The sequence below is a fragment of the Dorea sp. ICN-14282 genome (genome assembly GCF_037890115.1).
Taxonomy (GTDB): Bacteria; Bacillota; Clostridia; order Lachnospirales; family Lachnospiraceae; genus Dorea_B; species Dorea_B phocaeensis.
Genome location: NZ_JBBKBH010000001.1, coordinates 609,596 through 626,789 on the forward strand (window position 1 = coordinate 609,596; position 17,194 = coordinate 626,789).

The 17,194-nt window shown below is 41.8% G+C and carries 16 protein-coding genes; 1 reads left to right on the plus strand and 15 read right to left on the minus strand.

All coding sequences use genetic code 11. The features are described 5' to 3' along the window. Positions 1-3: 3 nt before the first annotated feature. Both gmk and WKT00_RS02940 read right to left on the minus strand, forming a co-directional pair. Positions 4-624, minus strand: a complete 621-nt coding sequence (gmk, locus tag WKT00_RS02935) for a guanylate kinase (protein WP_101694230.1) — start codon at positions 622-624, stop codon at positions 4-6. 13 nt (positions 625-637) lie between these two features. Further along, positions 638-1,519 (minus strand): YicC/YloC family endoribonuclease, encoded by an 882-nt coding sequence (locus tag WKT00_RS02940; protein WP_101694229.1) that lies wholly within the window; start codon positions 1,517-1,519, stop codon positions 638-640. 283 nt (positions 1,520-1,802) lie between these two features. Here WKT00_RS02940 and WKT00_RS02945 point away from each other — a divergent pair, with 283 nt between their 5' ends. Continuing rightward, positions 1,803-3,542, plus strand: coding sequence for an Rqc2 family fibronectin-binding protein (locus WKT00_RS02945; RefSeq protein ID WP_340260831.1), 1,740 nt, complete (start codon positions 1,803-1,805; stop codon positions 3,540-3,542). A 40-nt stretch (positions 3,543-3,582) separates the two neighbouring features. On the opposite strand, the gene WKT00_RS02950 is transcribed toward WKT00_RS02945, so the two are convergent. The 13 genes from WKT00_RS02950 to WKT00_RS03010 all read right to left on the minus strand — a co-directional run bounded on the left by WKT00_RS02950 (position 3,583) and on the right by WKT00_RS03010 (position 17,188). Then, positions 3,583-4,353, minus strand: coding sequence for a CpsD/CapB family tyrosine-protein kinase (locus WKT00_RS02950; protein ID WP_101694227.1), 771 nt, complete (start codon positions 4,351-4,353; stop codon positions 3,583-3,585). 15 nt (positions 4,354-4,368) lie between these two features. Then, entirely contained in the window at positions 4,369-5,097 is a 729-nt protein-coding gene (locus WKT00_RS02955) for a CpsB/CapC family capsule biosynthesis tyrosine phosphatase (protein WP_242962618.1), read from the minus strand. Positions 5,098-5,179: 82 nt separating this feature from the next. After that, positions 5,180-5,812, minus strand: a complete 633-nt coding sequence (locus WKT00_RS02960; RefSeq protein ID WP_101694226.1) for a hypothetical protein — start codon at positions 5,810-5,812, stop codon at positions 5,180-5,182. An 83-nt stretch (positions 5,813-5,895) separates the two neighbouring features. Further along, entirely contained in the window at positions 5,896-6,870 is a 975-nt protein-coding gene (locus WKT00_RS02965; RefSeq protein WP_101694225.1) for an LCP family protein, read from the minus strand. After that, positions 6,860-7,612, minus strand: a complete 753-nt coding sequence (gene srtB / locus WKT00_RS02970; RefSeq protein WP_101694224.1) for a class B sortase — start codon at positions 7,610-7,612, stop codon at positions 6,860-6,862. Before srtB ends, WKT00_RS02965 begins: the two co-directional genes overlap by 11 nt. Continuing rightward, a complete protein-coding gene (locus WKT00_RS02975; protein WP_101694747.1) occupies positions 7,612-8,337 on the minus strand; it encodes a YveK family protein in 726 nt (241 codons plus the stop codon). Before WKT00_RS02975 ends, srtB begins: the two co-directional genes overlap by 1 nt. Before the next feature lie 4 nt (positions 8,338-8,341). Beyond that, on the minus strand, positions 8,342-9,970 hold the full coding sequence (locus WKT00_RS02980; protein WP_173815055.1) for a PglD-related sugar-binding protein: 1,629 nt from the start codon (positions 9,968-9,970) through the stop codon (positions 8,342-8,344). A gap of 147 nt (positions 9,971-10,117) precedes the next feature. Then, positions 10,118-10,948, minus strand: a complete 831-nt coding sequence (locus WKT00_RS02985; RefSeq protein ID WP_173815056.1) for an NAD-dependent epimerase/dehydratase family protein — start codon at positions 10,946-10,948, stop codon at positions 10,118-10,120. 214 nt (positions 10,949-11,162) lie between these two features. Continuing rightward, on the minus strand, positions 11,163-11,891 hold the full coding sequence (locus WKT00_RS02990; protein ID WP_340260843.1) for an Rpn family recombination-promoting nuclease/putative transposase: 729 nt from the start codon (positions 11,889-11,891) through the stop codon (positions 11,163-11,165). A gap of 487 nt (positions 11,892-12,378) precedes the next feature. Next, positions 12,379-13,206 carry an Rpn family recombination-promoting nuclease/putative transposase gene (locus tag WKT00_RS02995; protein ID WP_340260845.1) on the minus strand — a complete coding sequence of 276 codons (828 nt, stop codon included), beginning with the start codon at positions 13,204-13,206 and terminating at the stop codon, positions 12,379-12,381. A 481-nt stretch (positions 13,207-13,687) separates the two neighbouring features. Then, positions 13,688-14,929 carry an IS110 family transposase gene (locus tag WKT00_RS03000; RefSeq protein ID WP_340260847.1) on the minus strand — a complete coding sequence of 414 codons (1,242 nt, stop codon included), beginning with the start codon at positions 14,927-14,929 and terminating at the stop codon, positions 13,688-13,690. 199 nt (positions 14,930-15,128) lie between these two features. Further along, on the minus strand, positions 15,129-15,347 hold the full coding sequence (locus tag WKT00_RS03005) for a metallophosphoesterase (protein ID WP_340260849.1): 219 nt from the start codon (positions 15,345-15,347) through the stop codon (positions 15,129-15,131). 320 nt (positions 15,348-15,667) lie between these two features. Then, positions 15,668-17,188, minus strand: a complete 1,521-nt coding sequence (locus tag WKT00_RS03010; RefSeq protein WP_340260851.1) for a lipopolysaccharide biosynthesis protein — start codon at positions 17,186-17,188, stop codon at positions 15,668-15,670. Positions 17,189-17,194 lie beyond the last annotated feature (6 nt).

Genomic DNA, 17,194 nt, shown 5'->3' on the forward strand with positions numbered 1-17,194 from the left:
ACATTACTCTCCTTTCAATTCCTCTTTCATATATTCTATAAATGCCGCATTACGGAAACTTCTCCGGTGTTCTCCCTGGATGATACGGTGAACCTCCTCTACGCAGACCTCCAACTCATCATTGACGATCAGGTAGTCATAGCAGTCCATCCCTTCTGCTTCCTCTTTTGCACGGTTCATACGGAACTCAATCACGTCCATCGACTCCGTTCCCCGGCCTACCAGCCGGTTCTTTAATTCCTTTGCCGAAGGAGGTGTCACAAACAAAAGCAGCGTCTCCGGAAACTTTTCTTTGACTTTCAAAGCCCCCTGAATTTCAATCTCCAAAATCACATCTTTGCCTGACTGAAGCTGCTCTTCTACGTATGCACGCGGTGTTCCGTAGTAATTATCCACGTATTTAGCATACTCTATCAGTTCGTCTTTCGCAATCATTTTTTCAAATTCTTCCACCGTTCGGAAAAAATATTCCCGCCCGTCTTCCTCTCCCGGTCTGGGACTTCTAGTTGTGGCAGAAATAGACAACGCATAGTTATCATACTTCTCCAACAGTCTCTTCATAATCGTACCTTTTCCGGATCCGGAAAAACCCGATACTACAATCAGAATTCCTTTGTTCTCCATGGATTAACTCCTTTTACTCAATATTCTGAATCTGCTCTCTGACCTTCTCGATCTCTGTCTTTAAGCTGATACCGATGTTGGACACTTCCAAATCATTTGCCTTAGAAAGGATGGTATTCGCTTCCCGGTTCATTTCCTGTGCAATGAAATCAAGCTTGCGTCCAATTCCATTTTCATTGGATTTCAGTGTTTCCTTCATATGCACGATATGACTTTTCAGCCGCACCACTTCCTCATCTGTACAGATTTTATCTGCAAAAAGTACGACTTCTGCCGCAATCCTGCTTTCCTCAATCTGCGTATCCTCCAAAAGTTCCCGCACTTTACCTTCCAGCTTACCACGATATTCCTCAATAATCCTCGGTGAACGCTCCTCAATCTGTCCCACCAGTTCCAAAAGTCCGTCCAGCTTCTCGGTAATATCCTGCTCTAAACGTTCCCCTTCCTGGCTTCTGGTCTCCACAAATTGTACAATTGCTCCTTCCAGAGCCTGCTTCAGCCCATTCCAGAGCTCGTCTTCATCAACCACCTGCTCTTCCATCGTAAGCACTTCCGGATAGCGAGAAAGTGCAGATACCCGAATATCATTCTCCAGCCCGAATTCGTCTTCCATCTGCTTCATATAAGACAAATATTCCGCTGCAAGCGCAGAGTTATATTTCAGTGCCACCTGGCCTTCCGAAAAATCTTCATAAGAGATAAAAATATCCACCTTACCTCTCTGCACCCGCTGCTTCAACAGATTACGAATTGCCGTTTCAAAAAAATTGAGCTTCTTCGGCATACGAATATTCGCATCCAGATAACGATGATTCACACTCTTCATCTCAACGGTGAATTTACGTTCTCCTGCAGATATCTCGCAGCGTCCAAAGCCAGTCATACTCTTTATCATACTAGAAACCTCTTCTTATCATTAATGGATCTATGAATCACAGCCTCAATTGCCATAAATAATTATAAGTCATTTGGCATATTCCGTCAACTGTGATATAGTATAAACATTAAGCAGTGCCATCTGTGAAAAACAGAAATAGGCTGCTTGCAGACTAGAGTCTGTTTTACGCAGATGATAGGGCGCATGTCCTCTAGCGAGAGAGCTTTGCTCGCGAGCTAGTGCACTGCGAACACTTTTTTACGCAGATGATAGGGCGAATACCCTTTGGAAAGGAAACAATATGGCATTTGACGGAATTACAGTTGCAGCGCTCACTCACGAGCTTTCCGACCAGCTTACAGGCGGCAGAATCGCTAAGATTGCACAGCCGGAAGCCGATGAACTGCTGCTTACAATCAAGACCCCTCAGGGAGCAAGACGCCTTTGCATATCAGCCAGCGCTTCCCTCCCTTTGATTTATCTAACAGAAGAAAACAAACCAAGCCCGATGACCGCACCGGGTTTTTGCATGCTACTTCGCAAACATATCGGTAATGGCCGAATCGTTGGAATCAGCCAGCCCGGTCTGGAACGGATCATTCAGTTTACGATTGAACACTTAAACGAGCTGGGCGACCTGTGTAGGAAACAACTAATCGTGGAAATCATGGGAAAACACAGCAACATTATTTTCTGTAATGGAGAAGGAATGATTCTAGACAGCATCAAACACGTATCTGCCCAAATGAGCTCCGTACGCGAGGTACTTCCGGGCCGAACCTACTTCATCCCAGATACAATGACCAAGCACAACCCTCTGAAAACAGATGAAGAAACCTTCGCTTCTGCTCTAAGAGAGAAACCATCCTCTCTTGGCAAGGCTCTCTACACCAGCTTTACCGGAATCAGTCCGGTCGCAGCCGAAGGAATCTGCGCACTTGCAGGTATCGAATCCGAACGGACAGCTGGTGACCTTTCCGACGATCAGCTGCTTCATCTGTACCGTCAATTCGATTACTATATGGAACAAGTCCACGACGGACGCTTCCAACCGGTCATCTATTATAATGGAAATACACCGAAAGAATTCTCTGCACTCCCTCTGCCCCAGTATCCTTCTGATACGGCACGGGAATTTTCTTCCATTTCTCAACTGCTGTTTGAATACTACCAAACACGCAGCACACAGACCCGAATCCGGCAAAAGAGCGCAGATCTTCGCCACGTAGTGCAGACTTCACTGGAACGAAACCGGAAAAAATACGATCTTCAGACGCGTCAATTAAACGACACTAAAGGCCGAGACCGCTATAAAGTCTACGGAGAACTGATTCACACTTACGGTTACAACCTCGCTCCCGGATCCAAGGAACTGACAGCGCTTAATTACTATACGAATGAAGAAATTACCATTCCTTTAGATCCGACTATGACGCCCGCTGAAAATGCTCAGAAGTATTTTCATAAATACAACAAGCAGAAACGAACCTTCGAGGCTCTTTCGGAACTCATTCAGGAAACTTCAGATGACATCCATTATCTAGAGTCCATCAGTAATGCATTGGATATTGCAATAACAGAAGCCGATCTTGCCCAGATCAAAGAGGAATTGATTCAGACCGGTTATGTCCGCAGAAAATTTACGAAGAAGAAAGAAAAACTCATCAGCAAACCACTTCATTATATTTCCAGCAACGGTTATCATATGTATGTCGGAAAAAACAACCTGCAGAATGAAGAACTCACTTTCTCTTTCGCCAACGGAAATGACTGGTGGTTTCACGCGAAAGGGATCCCCGGATCTCATGTCATCGTAAAAACAAACGGAGACGAACTGCCCGACAGCACATTTGAAGAGGCCGGAAGACTCGCCGCCTACTACTCCAAGAATCGTGGCAGTGATAAGGTTGAAATTGATTACATTGAAAAAAAACATGTGAAAAAGCCAAACGGATCAAAACCCGGATTCGTCGTTTATTACACCAACTACTCTCTGATGATCGATTCTGATATCAGCAATATAAAAAGCGTACAGGATTAATTCCCGTACGCTTTTACTTTCTCTAATTTTCATTAAAATCTTATTTCTGCAGATCCCTACGAATATCATCCTCCAAATTATGGCGTTTTGCATCTTCGTGAAGCTTCTCTGCATTTGCATCCGAAGCCCCATAATACTTGCCGTAATGCTTGCCATAATACTTTCCATAGTAACCTCCGGTCTTCCTTCGGTCTATCTTATTAAGAACTACTCCAAGAATCGGGCATCCGGCATCCTCCAGCTTCGCTTTCACTCTCTGTGCCAAACGATATTTTACTGCACCTGACTCTAATACCATCACAGCGCCATCACAGCTCTTTGCAATAATCGCACCGTCTACAACCATCCCAAGCGGCGGCGCATCAATAATAATATAATCATACAACGCTTTCAGAGAATTCAACATCTTTTGAAACCGTTCTCCTGAGAGAAGTTCCGTAGGATTCGGTGCATATGGACCCGAAAAAATCATATGAAGCTTCGGAACATTCGTGGAATAAACGACGTCCGCCATCGTGCCCTGCCCAGACAGAAAATGCGTCAATCCCTTATCAATCCCCTGTGCCTTCAATCTGGAAACCATAACAGACTTACGCAGATCCATATCAATTAATAGAACTTTTTTCTTAAGTTCTGCAAGAGAAACTGCCAGCCGTGTGGAAATCTGTGATTTTCCTTCCCCCATCACAGCACTCGTTACCATAATAACCTGCTTATCACTTCCGCAAAACAAAATATTAGTTCTAAGCGTCTTCAATTCTTCTTTTGCCGCATAATTTAAAGATTCTAATTCGATCGTTGTCTTCTTCATATCTCTTATAATCTCCTATTTTTTACCGATGATTTCAGAAGGATTCTCTACAAAAATTCTTTTCGCCGTGTCTCTTCCCCACTTTTTCTCTACATAATCCGCACATTCCCTTAAAAGCAGAGGACGCACCTTTAAATCATGGGCGTCTGATGCGATATAGTCAATCATCTTGTGTTTCATCAATTTCTTACAGTATCGTTTCAACTGCCTACCATGCTTTCCTAACATAGAAGCTGCATTCACCTGGATTTTAGCTCCAAGATCTATCGCATCCTGCACATTATCCAAATGTTCTGCCATACACCGACATCTTTCTACATGTGCAATAATCGGAACAAATCCCGCACTTGTCAGTTCATAGATTACGGCCCGTATTCGTGAATACGGATCAATACCGGAAAATTCTACTAATACATAACGGCTTTCTGCTAATGTTGGAAGAATTCCTTTTCTTAGATCCTGCGCCATTCCACTGTATCTGTGACATTCACATCCTAAATACAGTTCAATTCCATTCGCCCCGATCTGCGCCGCTTTCTCCTTAACTTTTTCATACCGGTGAAGCACCTTCCTGGGGTCAGGTTCAAACATTCCCCGGCGATAATGCGGTGTTACAATGATCCGTCTCACCCCATCACGATATGCTTTTTTCAACATCGCCATCGACTCTTTTACATCCGCTGCACCGTCATCTACTCCCGGCAGCATATGACAATGGATATCTGTCAAAATCATCTTCGCCATACTCCTCCTCTATAAAAAAGGCTATAGACCAAAAAACTCTTTCTGAGAGAAACATCCCAGAAAGAGAATTTTCAGATATGATCTATTTTACTTCTCTTTTACGAAGACAGATGACAGCTCCTAAAGCCAATACAATTGCCGCTGTTCCAAGGAATGGAACTACCATACCCTCTCCTGTCTTTGGAGATGTTGTACTACCATTTCCAACTGCACTTGCAGATGTATTCTTATCTACGATAAATGCAACCGGCGAAAGACTGTCAAATGTTGCTGTAATTGTACCCTTTCCTGCCTTACTTGGTACCACTTCCCATGCCTGCTTCTCGTCAGAATAGTGAAGCACAGCAACCTTAGTTGTCGTCAGCACGCTCGGAACTTCAAATGTAATGTCGATCGGCCAATTAACCTGGCTTTCATCTCCAACAACGACTACGTTGCGTACATCAATCACTTCCATTCCTTCTACGAAACGGTCTCCCAAAAGCGCCTTTATTGTATTGATATCTCTGATCTGAGCTGCCACTTCCTGATACTCCTGCGGCATCTCCTGAATCTCTACATTTACTGCATTTCCATTCTTATCAACGGCTGATACAACCTTATTCACAATTCCACTAGAAGCCGGGCTCTTCGCAGCAAATGCCGTCATTCCCATTGCGCATACCATTGTCATTGCCAAAATGGCTGCCACCAGTTTTTTTACATGTTTTTTCATGCTCATTCCTCCATATATCTTTTATCTTTGTCCAAAAACATTTTTGAATATCCTACTATGATTCATTCTTGTATAGTATAACATCAATCGATTGGTTTGTAAAATAATTTTAACACCAAATCGTACAATCTTTCATCATCAATCACATATTCATCATGTTCCGTTCCTGCCTGCATTTCACCCGGAAGCGTTATGATCTCCGTTTGAAATTCATATTCTGATAAGCGCTGCATCTCCTTCGCCGTCAAATCTGTCTCCAGATAGTCTCCCACGCTGTCAAAAATCCACTGAAACCCGTCCTGGCTCTTTAACCCGGCATGATTCAGCTGTTGGAACAATGCCAGCAGGAATTCATTCTGCCGCTCCATTCTCTGCGTGTTGCTTCCGGTCACCGCCTGATCCCGATAGCGGACATACGCTTCTGCCTGTGCGCCGTTTAATGTAAGCACGTTCCCTTGCGTAAACGCTGGATCGATCATAGTGTAATCTTCTGGAATCGTAAGGGTAACCCCTCCCATTGCGTCTACGATCGGTGCAATTCCCTCTACATTCAAAGACACATAGGAACGAATTGGAACCTCATATAAAAGATTTGAAACCGCTTCCTTCGTCATCTGGATACTTCGCTTCGCACTGGTTCCATATGCATACTGCAGCGCGATCTGTGCATGTTCCGTCGCCAGATATTCCCCTGACTCATCATAGATCTTAACATCCGTCATGGTATCTCTGGAGACCGACACCATCTGCACCTTCTCCTGCTCCCGATCCAATACCGCTAACAAGAGGGTATCTGTCTGCCCTCCCGCTCCCGCATGATTCTGTAAAGATATGGATTCCGACTTATCTACTCCCATAAAAAGAATCAGCTCCAGATCGGAATTATAGCGATACTTTTTCCCTTGGTAAACAACGGTATCTGTCTCAATCTCCTCCGCATCAGAGACGGCTTCTTCGCTTTTTCCCCTGCTTTCTGCCAGATAGATCCCTACACCCACTATACAGACTGCCAGGATCAGCAGAATCGTGATCCACGTTCTTTTCTTACTACTTTTCATTCGTCAACACTGCCTCCACCAGGAATCTCTGATTCGGCTGCCCGCCGATACAGGTACTAAGTGTCAATAACTTACTCTGGGTATCTACTTCCGCAGAATCATCAATACTGCTTTGCATCGTTCGGCTCGCATAGATAGAATCCAGATATAGTTGCCTTTGCTCCTCATTTCCAAAGTCATAACTATTCAGGATGTGACGGTTATTATAAATCACCGCTGCAAAAATCCGATATGTATACTGATGATTCGGCGTATAAATAATCACCTCATTATATTCTTTCAAATATTGTGGATCCTCATAGGCATGAAGTCCCATAAACATACTTCCGTCCTTCATATTGTGCCCATAAATCACCGTATTATAATCACTGAAATCTTTTGCATTCTGGCGTTCTGTGTAGATTGCCCCCGGATATCCTTCCTGTCCCTCAATAGTATGATTCAGATAATACCCATCGTCATCCGGACTTTGAACAACCGGATAATTGATCGCAGTTCCCGGAATTTCAATCCAGGCATAGATATCTGCATTCAGCTTCTGAAGTTCTTCAAAGTCAATTGGACTTACATATTCCGGTCCTTCCTCTTGCTTCTTTTCTTTATCCACCACCGTCTTTTGAACCTTCTGATAGACATCTTCTTTTGACGACTGCGATACTTTATAATAGATCAACCCTCCCAGACACGCCACTGCCAAAACAAGCAGAATCACGCCCAGGATTCTTCTAGGGTTCTTCTTCATTATGCCGCCTTCCCTTTATGCTTTAACTTTTTCTCCATTGGAATAGATGCCAGCGTATTCAGCTTCAGATATTTTCTTACATCTTCTTCTGTCTTAATCGTATCATCCAGCAAATGCCTGATGATAATAACCGCCATGGCAAAAGCAGCTCCAATCAAACCTCCCATTAACAGATTCTTCATAAAATTCGGACTGGAAGGCGCAGACGGCTTCAGCGCTTTTTCTGCAATACTTGGCCGCTCGGTTGCCATAACATTTGCAATCGTCTCTGCGGTAGCCTCAGCCATCGCATTTGAGATCTTTTTCGCTTGCTCAGCGTCCGTATCCGTCGCACTAATCTTCAAAATATGTGTATCCGGAAGATTTTCAATCGTTACAGCTGCTGAAAGTTCGCCGTAAGACATGTCCAAATTCTCCTTCTCAATAACCTCTTCTAGAACCGGACGACTCTTGGCCAGTGTGGTAAAGTCTCCCGTCAACTGGGTTCCCAATTGGATATCTGCTACAGACGTAATACTTGTTGTCTCACCTAAGATATAGATCATAGAAGACGCCGTATACTTCGGTGTCACCAGGAACTTTGTATATGCGCCGAACGCACCCGCTCCTATAATCAGGCACAGCAAGATCACCCACGCCTTATGCCATAACAGACGAGCGATCTCCAGAAGGTCAATCTCCATCTCTTCTCTTTCCATTTTTGCCGCTTCTATTCTTTCATTCATCCGTCTACTTACAACCTCCATACTGAATCACGATTTCCTGCATCTTCTCAAACTGCTGCTCCATCTCTTCTACCAGCTTAAACTGCGTTCTCGCACGCACTAGATTATGTTCCGGATAATCCGTCTTAAAGTAAGTATCCCCCTGCAGATAGTCCGTTAAGAAACGGATTCCACATTCCAGAGTAATCACTCTTGCTCCCCACGGAAGACTTTGAATCTCCGCTTCTGTCAGCACATCCTTGGTCTCTTCCAAATAGCCCCTGGCAAATAATTCATACAGGCCGATATCGAAATGCATCTTGCTGAGATCTTTCTCATCCTCCTCAGCTGTCGCCGCTCCAAAACGAATCGAATCGCCAAAATCATTTGCCGCAAGTCCCGGCATAATTGTATCCAGATCAATAATACACAGCCCCTTCTTCGTCTCAGAATCGAACAAAATGTTGTTCAGCTTCGTATCATTGTGCGTCACGCGAAGCGGCAGCGTACCATCCTCCTGCTGTCTGACTAAAACCGCACAGTCTTTCTCTCTCTTCTGTACAAAAGCAATCTCTTCCTTACAGAATGCCGCCCGATTCTTCAGATCCCGTTTTCTTGCCACCTCAAATGCATGATATCTCTTGACCGTATTATGAAAATCCGGAATCGTCTCAATCAATCGAGAGGCAGGATAATTTCCAAGCTGCTTGAGGAAATGTCCAAAGCTGTTTCCAGATTGATAGAACTGCTCAGGATCTTCTACTAACTGATAACACATGGAATCCGCGATGAAATTATAACATCTCCACGGTTCTCCTTCTGCATCCTCAAAATAATTACATCCATCCTTCGTCTTAATATAAGAGAGTGTCTCCCGATCCGGATCTCCGCCTTCTGCCCGGATCACACCACGCAGATACTCGGTAACTCCGAAAATATTCTCCATCACTCCCGCAGGATCCTTAAACACATTGCTGTTCACCCGCTGCAGCACATAGGCAAGCTCATCGCCTTCTTCTCCCGGCATATAGACCGCGTACGTCTCATTAATATGCCCTGCACCAAAAGGTTTCACATAGCTGCACTTCGGACCAAAACCAAATGCATAGATGGCATCTTCCAGATTCCGATTATCTACTCCATCGATCTTTCTTCTGGTAGAAAAAATCACATCTCCGGCTTCTACTCGCACACCGGTAGCAATGGTGCAATTTGCCTTTACGATACTCCCAAGACCAATATTGACACCACTTGCAATATACGAATCATGATCAATGACCGCCCCGCTGCTCACCAGAACACCATGCTCAATCACCGTGTTGGTATTCACTACAGCCCGATGCATCACAAAACTTCCTCTTCCGATCACCGCGCTCGGACTGACCACTGCAGATGGATGAACAATCGCCGGCACCTGATATCCTGCTTCCATCAGACGTTCCGTCCAGCAAAGCCTCATATTGTTGTCCCCAAAGGCCGCTACCGCGGTATCATAAGACTGCAGAAAATTCTCATAGTCACAGCATTTTCCAATGATATCTTTTCCTTTTTTGGCGTCATCTAAAAATGCAACACTCTCATACCCGATCTGCAGAGCCGTTTCCTGAATCATATGCCCCATGCCGCCAGCGCCTAAAATCAATAAATTATTCATTTACCTTTCGTCTCGCTTCCTCTTTTTGTATTTTATATAGCTGAAGTCTCAATTTTTCCGTCATAAAACCATCTTGTATTTTACTAGAGATCCAAAGTTTGGTCAATGGTAATCTATTGCCAAATTGTACATTTTTCTATCCTTCTTTTATCTTTCCTTCGGCAAATAGGATTGATAGGTCGCATACAATTTATTCATAAATGGATCCTCCAGCATCTGCTTAAGCTTAGGCGTCCCTTCATACTTCAGAAATTCCGAAAGTATCTCCACGACTTCGCCAAGCGTCGTCTGATACTCGGTCGGCACATAACAGTATCGTCCTTTTTTATTTGGCTCCAGCTCACAACGGATAAACCGACAGTAATGTTCTTCTCCCACCAGAGCGCCTAGCAGCTCTTCTATTAAATCATCGATATACACCAGATCCAGTTTTTTCTGTGGCACGCCGGTCTGCGCCGGAAGGCCATTGGCATAATTAAAGCAAAATGTTGCCACACTAGATGCGCCATTCGGACGACTTCCCCTTCCGAACACTTCCGGGAAGCGGTAAACCAATGCCTTCGTTCCTCTTTTTCTCGCCGTGCCAAAATAAAGAGATTCCGCTGCCCTTTTTGCTTTTCCATAAGTATTATCCGCATAAATTCCAGCCTGTATAGCATAATAGGACGATGCCAGCATAACCGGGCATTCATTATGATAATTCTCCAGCATCAGCAAAAGCGTTCTTGAAAATCCATAGTTGTCAATCATGTACTCCTCTGTCGATACCGGACGATTATTTCCAACAAGGTTAAATACAAAATCCGCATCCGCACAATAATTGTTCAGATCCCCGATTTCATTCTTTCGATCATACTCAAAAATCTCATCAATTTTCAAATTCGGTCTAGTAGGATCCCCATTTTCACGCACTCTTTTCAAAGCTTCTACCAGATTCTTTCCAATGAATCCGTCGGAGCCTGTTACCAATATATTCATATCCTCATTTTCCTTTCCTAACTATTTACAAAAATAGAATTCCTCTGTTAGCTGTAACAAATTGATAAACTACTGAATTAGTAAGAAGATCCCTCTAAGGATCTTTTGAATATACTTCTAGAACCAGATGCTTCTATACTATAAGCATCTTTCTCAGATTATTTTCAGATATTTTTGCATTCTTATAAACTTAATTTTCTTTGTTATCTTTATTTCACAGGAAAAACTCTGCCGCACTTTCTTCAAATGCATCGATAGAATCCGCTTTCGCTGCCAGCTTTAATAATGCCCTCAGGATCTCAAAATCCTCTACTGATTCCATTTGCAAAACCAAACGCTCTGGAATCATTCCCAGTTCACCCAGAACCTCTATCACAGCTTCTCGTTTGGCTTTCAATTGTCCTTCTTTGCGCCCGGCTTCCAGCCCTTCTCTGCGCCCGGCTTCAAGTCCTTCCTGTCTTTCCTCTCTTAGCATTTCCTCAAAAATCATATAGCGCTCCCCCATCTCGCGATCTGACTTGATCTTGTTCACGCTGTTTTGAAGCTGCTCCACATAGGGATCTTCAAAATTTGCTTTGCTTCCTTCAAGATCAGACGCTATAAACCTCAAGAACTTAACCAGTTCTGTTGGAACATCTTTAAAATTCTTTCCTGCTGTGCTTAAGAAAATTGTGCTGCAACCATCCTGTAGTTCTACGGATGGATCTTCCTGGCATTCGCTCCGAAAAGTATAACAGTAAAGTTCTCGGTCAAACGGATCAAAATCACACACGAAGATCACAAATGTATTGGGAAGTTCGTCGTAAGCAGCTCCCTGAGTCAGGCACTCCATATCAATCTGACTATGGTAGTAGCGGCTTCGTTTCCCAAGATTCTCCCGCTTCTTCACCTGCATCTCGACATTGTAGTGGGTATGGTGTTCGTCCTTTGCATAGATATCCAACCGCACCCCCCGATATCCGGATGGTAAACCAAGCTTTTCTCTCGGCTGATGACGACACGTTCAATTTTAAAACCCAGCACCATTTCCAAGAAACCAATACAGTTTTCTTCAATGCTCATGACTGCACCAAACATAAAGTTGTCTTTCATGGTTAAGTCTTTTAGCGTCTTATGGTTATACATGCTTCCTCCATTTCTACAGAGGAATTCTACCACTTTATGATAACATATTTCTCCTGAAAGGGCTAGACTAATCTCAGCCACTGGATACCCCCGCTCTTCAATTTTACTACAATTTTGCCAAACACTCTCCTTCCAAAACAGAATCTCCCTTTATTTTGATATAGAATTCCCCTGTTCAAAACACAATTGATAAATTACCGATTCGGTATTGAAATACCTTTTGAAAAGATATTGTAGAATCAGATACCGCAATACCGCGGTATCTGACGATTGATTTGCCACCGGCAGCTGACAGCTGCCGAACACTACGCTAACACTTTCTTTGCTTCTTCTTCAAAATCTTCAATGGACTCCGCCTTAGCCGCCAGCTTATGAAGTACTTTCAGTTGCTCTTCATCACTCAGCTCATGAATCCGTACTTCCAGCTCTTCTGAAATCCTTCCCACATCTTTTAAAAGTTCAAAAATAAAAGCTCTCTTAGCCAGCAAGGCACCTTCTTCGCGTCCAGCCTTTCGTTCGTCCCTCATCATTTCTTCGAAAATCATATAGCGTTCTCCCATCTCACGGCTTTCCTTCACATTATGAATAGATTTTTGTAATTGTCCTACAAACTCATCTTCAAAATCTGATTCACTCTGTTCAATATCCGCCGCTACAAATTTCAAGAATCTCACAAGACTTTTCGGAAGCTTTTCTGCATTCTTTCCCTTGGTACTTAGATATATGGTCTGACAGCCGTCATCACATTCCACAGAAGAATCTTCTTTACACTTCGTACCACATGTATAACAATACAATCCTCTGCCAAAAGGATCATAATCACACAAAAAGAGAACAAAAGTATCCGTAAGCTCTTCATAGCTTGTTCCCGACGCAAGAAGCTCCATGTCCATCTGACTGTGATAATATCTTGAGCGCTTTACCAGCGCCACATCCCTCTTCACCTGCATCTCCACGTTATAACGCTTGTTATTCTGATCTTTGGCATACACATCCAGCCGAATTCCCTTATACTCCGAGTGGTATACCATGTTCCTCTCATAACTCACATCAATCCTGGAAATTGGAAATCCCAACACCATTTCCAGAAATCTGATACAGTTCTCTTCCTCACTCATCACTGCACAGAACATAAAGTTATCCTTAATGGTTAAGTCTTGTAATCGTTTATTCCTCTTCATATAATCAAGTGTTTTTTTCAATAATATATATTAAAATTCAATACTTTTTGATACCTGTCATTGAATAGAACTAAGGTTATGGAGTGATCTTTACCTCATACAGGGCAGATATATAGTAATAATGGATGCACCAAATAAAACGTCATCACTATCCGTTCTAACTGGCCTCGATGTGTACCCATCCCTATATGGCAGCTCACCTCTCATGTCCAACAGGATCATCCTCCTTACGGTGGGTCCTCACTTCCTTCGTTCTGCCTGTCCATAACCAGGGTGCCAGCTTAGCTACTCATCAGGGTCATGCCCTCTGGAGAAAATCCCTGCCGGCTACCAGCTCATTCTTTGTACTTTCATTACTGATACAAACACTCCAATTACATCACCTTTCGGTGGACGCTTCCTGTAATCATTATGGTTGTTCTTTATTTCTCTATTACGCAGCCTTTAACTGCTCTCCAGGATGCTGGATATCTTTCAACATCTTTGATGCATCATAGCTGACTCCCTTGGTAAGAATCATATGGAATACTCTTATCAGCTTACACGTTACAGCTATCAGTGACTGCATCTTTTTTAAGGGATTCTTTTCTCTGGTGGTATAATACCTGTGGATTTCTTTGAATTCTTCATTCTTTCCCACTACCGATATCGCAGCCTCGAAAAGAAGATAACGGAGACGCTTGCGCCCTCTTTTGCTTATCTTTGTCCTTCCATTGTGCTTACCGGAACTATCTGCCACCAGTTCCAATCCTGCCAGTTTCTGAAGTTCTTTCGTGCTATCGAAGCGCGTGATATCACCGACTTCTGCTATAAAACCAGCTACTGTTGTTATTCCTATGCCTTTTATTTCAAGCAGCTTATCCGCATACCTGACCTGCTGGCACAGTTCTTTGATCAAGTCATTGACCCGTTCAAGGCGTCTTGTCTGGAGTTCATAATCCTCTATCAGATCCTGTATCTCCATCCGGGCTTCTGTAAGACCTGCTTTTAACCCTATGCTTCTCATTGCCGCATTCAGGATCTTCATTGCCTTCTTATGCCCGCTCCCTCGGAGTTTTGCATCTCTCCATATCTTTATGATACCTTCTTCTCCAAGCTTTGTTATCTCCTCAGGAGTCGGTGCCTGTTTTAACACCAGCAGCCCTCCCTTGGCATCTATTTTGGTATATATCCCCTTATATTCCGGAAAATACACCGCAATCCATTTCTGCAGACGGTTCTTCGCCCTTGTCTGTTCTTCTACAAGCACAAACCGGCGGTTTGACGCATTCAGCAGTTCTGCATATACACCTGTCGGCATATATGAATAAAAATACCTTCCATCCCTTACAAGCCCTGCAATAATACGGGAATCTTTCCTGTCATTTTTAGATGGGCTGTTGTCATCCAACTCTTTGGTCTTATGCACATGATGCGGATTTACCATCACAAACTTTATGTTCTTTTCGCCCATGAACTGCCCAAGATCAAACCAGTAATGACCGGTTGGCTCTATTCCTACCAGTGCCTCTTCAAGTTCACTTTTCTGCATCAGTTCCATAATCGTATTGTAAAAACTGTTGAATCCCTCCATAGAGTTTGAAAACGCTACAGGCTTTCTGGTAAGCTCGATACCTCTCCAGTTAAAAGCTCTGAAATAATGCTGTTCACTGCCAACATCAATGCCGACAATCATTGTTGTTTCTTTTACTTGCTCACTCTTGTGTAGAATTCATTTGTAGATACCTTCCTTATTCTGTTCATTTGCTAACTGGCCGGTCAGCAATGACAGTTGTACTTTCCGAAAATTTATATGTTTTCAAAATTTTTTCATCTAATTTATTCCTGGTTTTATCGTGGTTACCCGGAACAATATAAATATCCCTGACCTTTTCTCATATTTTTTCATTCCGCTTTTTAAAAAATGTTAATACACTCTCTTTGCTCTGATAATTACCTTTGTGCACTAAATCTCCTGTAACAATAATAATATTATTTACCACCCTCATTTCCTGTTCTATATCCAATAACAGATTGTCCAACAAAAGAGGTAGTTTTTCTCCGGATTTGTTAATATGAAAATCTGATAAATGCAATATTGTAAAATCATTCATTTCTTTTTTTATTCCTTCTTTCGTTAAAATAGACTTGGCTTTCTTTTAATCACACTGCTTTTCTATTGCTTAAATATAAATTTTTTAACGGAATCTGACCCTATTAATTCCTCTTCATACTAAACACATACACTCACAAATACTAATTTCAAATGTCTTCACACCGTAAGGCATTTCAAATTAATACTTATGCGCATGTTTCCAATGCACCGGCAGATGATTTCCCATCTGCCGGATTCATAGTTTTTAAATAAAATCTAACTACTATCACTCAGAATTTTATAAAATTTTAATGGGGTAACCCCTTTAATTTTATTTTCCTATCGTGCTTTTCTTTTTATTGTATCAACTGCCATTCCTTTTATCATTTGAAAACTCTTCCAATCAAAGATAGAATCTACGACAACAATCCCCCCCATACAAACAATACCAACCCAGACAGCATTCAATACCCACTGAAAATAATTAGTGATCGGACCAAGTATAGTATTAATTCCAACCGTTAACAAAACCATCGTAATTAAATTCACTGCCCATCTCCGATATGTTTTCCATGGTTTTCTTCCTAAAATATTCCAGTTTGCATAAATAATCACATCATTAGTTCTATAAAACAGTGCCGCTATTGTTCCAATCAAAACGCCATATATTCCCAAATAATATACCATGATCAGTGAAACAGTTAAGTTAATGAAACTTTCCAGCACAGACCTCCATTGCGTTTGTTTAAAATGCCCCGCAAAATTAATAATCTGACTGGATGTTCGCCTTGCATACATTAAAATATTTAGTGCTACAAATAAATATGGTAATATTGGATCTACGTAATTTATATCCGTAATTCCAGATGAATACAATCGAATAAAAGATGGAAACATAATTAAAGTAATCGTAAAGAATCCAAACGAAATCCCTAAATAGTAGGTTTCATATGTTTCCTGTAATTTCATAAAATAATTTCTATCAGAATTAAATGCTTGTCCTAATATAAACTCTACGCTACTACACAAAGTATCTATCACATTTGATACACAATTAAATATCAAACTATAAAGCGAGTATACACTTACTACTTTTAATCCACAAAAATATGTTAAAATCAACACATCTGTGTTATTGAATATCAATCCCGAAATCTGATGTATAATTACAAATTTACTTTGACTAAGTGCTTTGTAATCCGGATCAGCATGCCAATTTAACCATTTATAATTTTTTCTTACATACCATGTCAAATAAAGCATCTGTGCTAAATTAATAATAAAATATGCAATCTGAACAGCGATAATATCAAAACCAGACAAAATCAATATAATCTGGATTAAATGGGTAAGAACATTTACAATTGTTGCAATGTTTGTCGTAACATAACTTCTTCCATCTACTCGTAATAAAATGGTCAGTTTTCCTTGAAAGAAATATTTAATAACCCCCGCTGATCCTTGTAAAAGGATAATCACTGCAACCATCCAATACTCTAAATCAACCTTAATAATAACAGGATACAGAAATGCCAACAAAACAACGGCGATTCCGTAAAAAAATCCAGTTTTTTTAAAGTATCGATCTGTTGCCACCATAATCTGTGATGCTTTTTCTTTATCTGATTTCGCAATCGGTTCATACATTGCCTGGAGAGCTGCTGTTCCAATTCCCGCCTCTAATAATGCTACATATATAAAAATCTGTTTGATGGAAGAAAGTAATCCATTTACTTCTGAACCATAACTAACAATTAATAATTTAGGAATAACAATTCCTAATAAAAGGATAACTACTTGCGAAATCAAACCTGTAATAAATATATTTAAGCTTTTTTTCTTTTTATTCACTATCCACAAACCTTT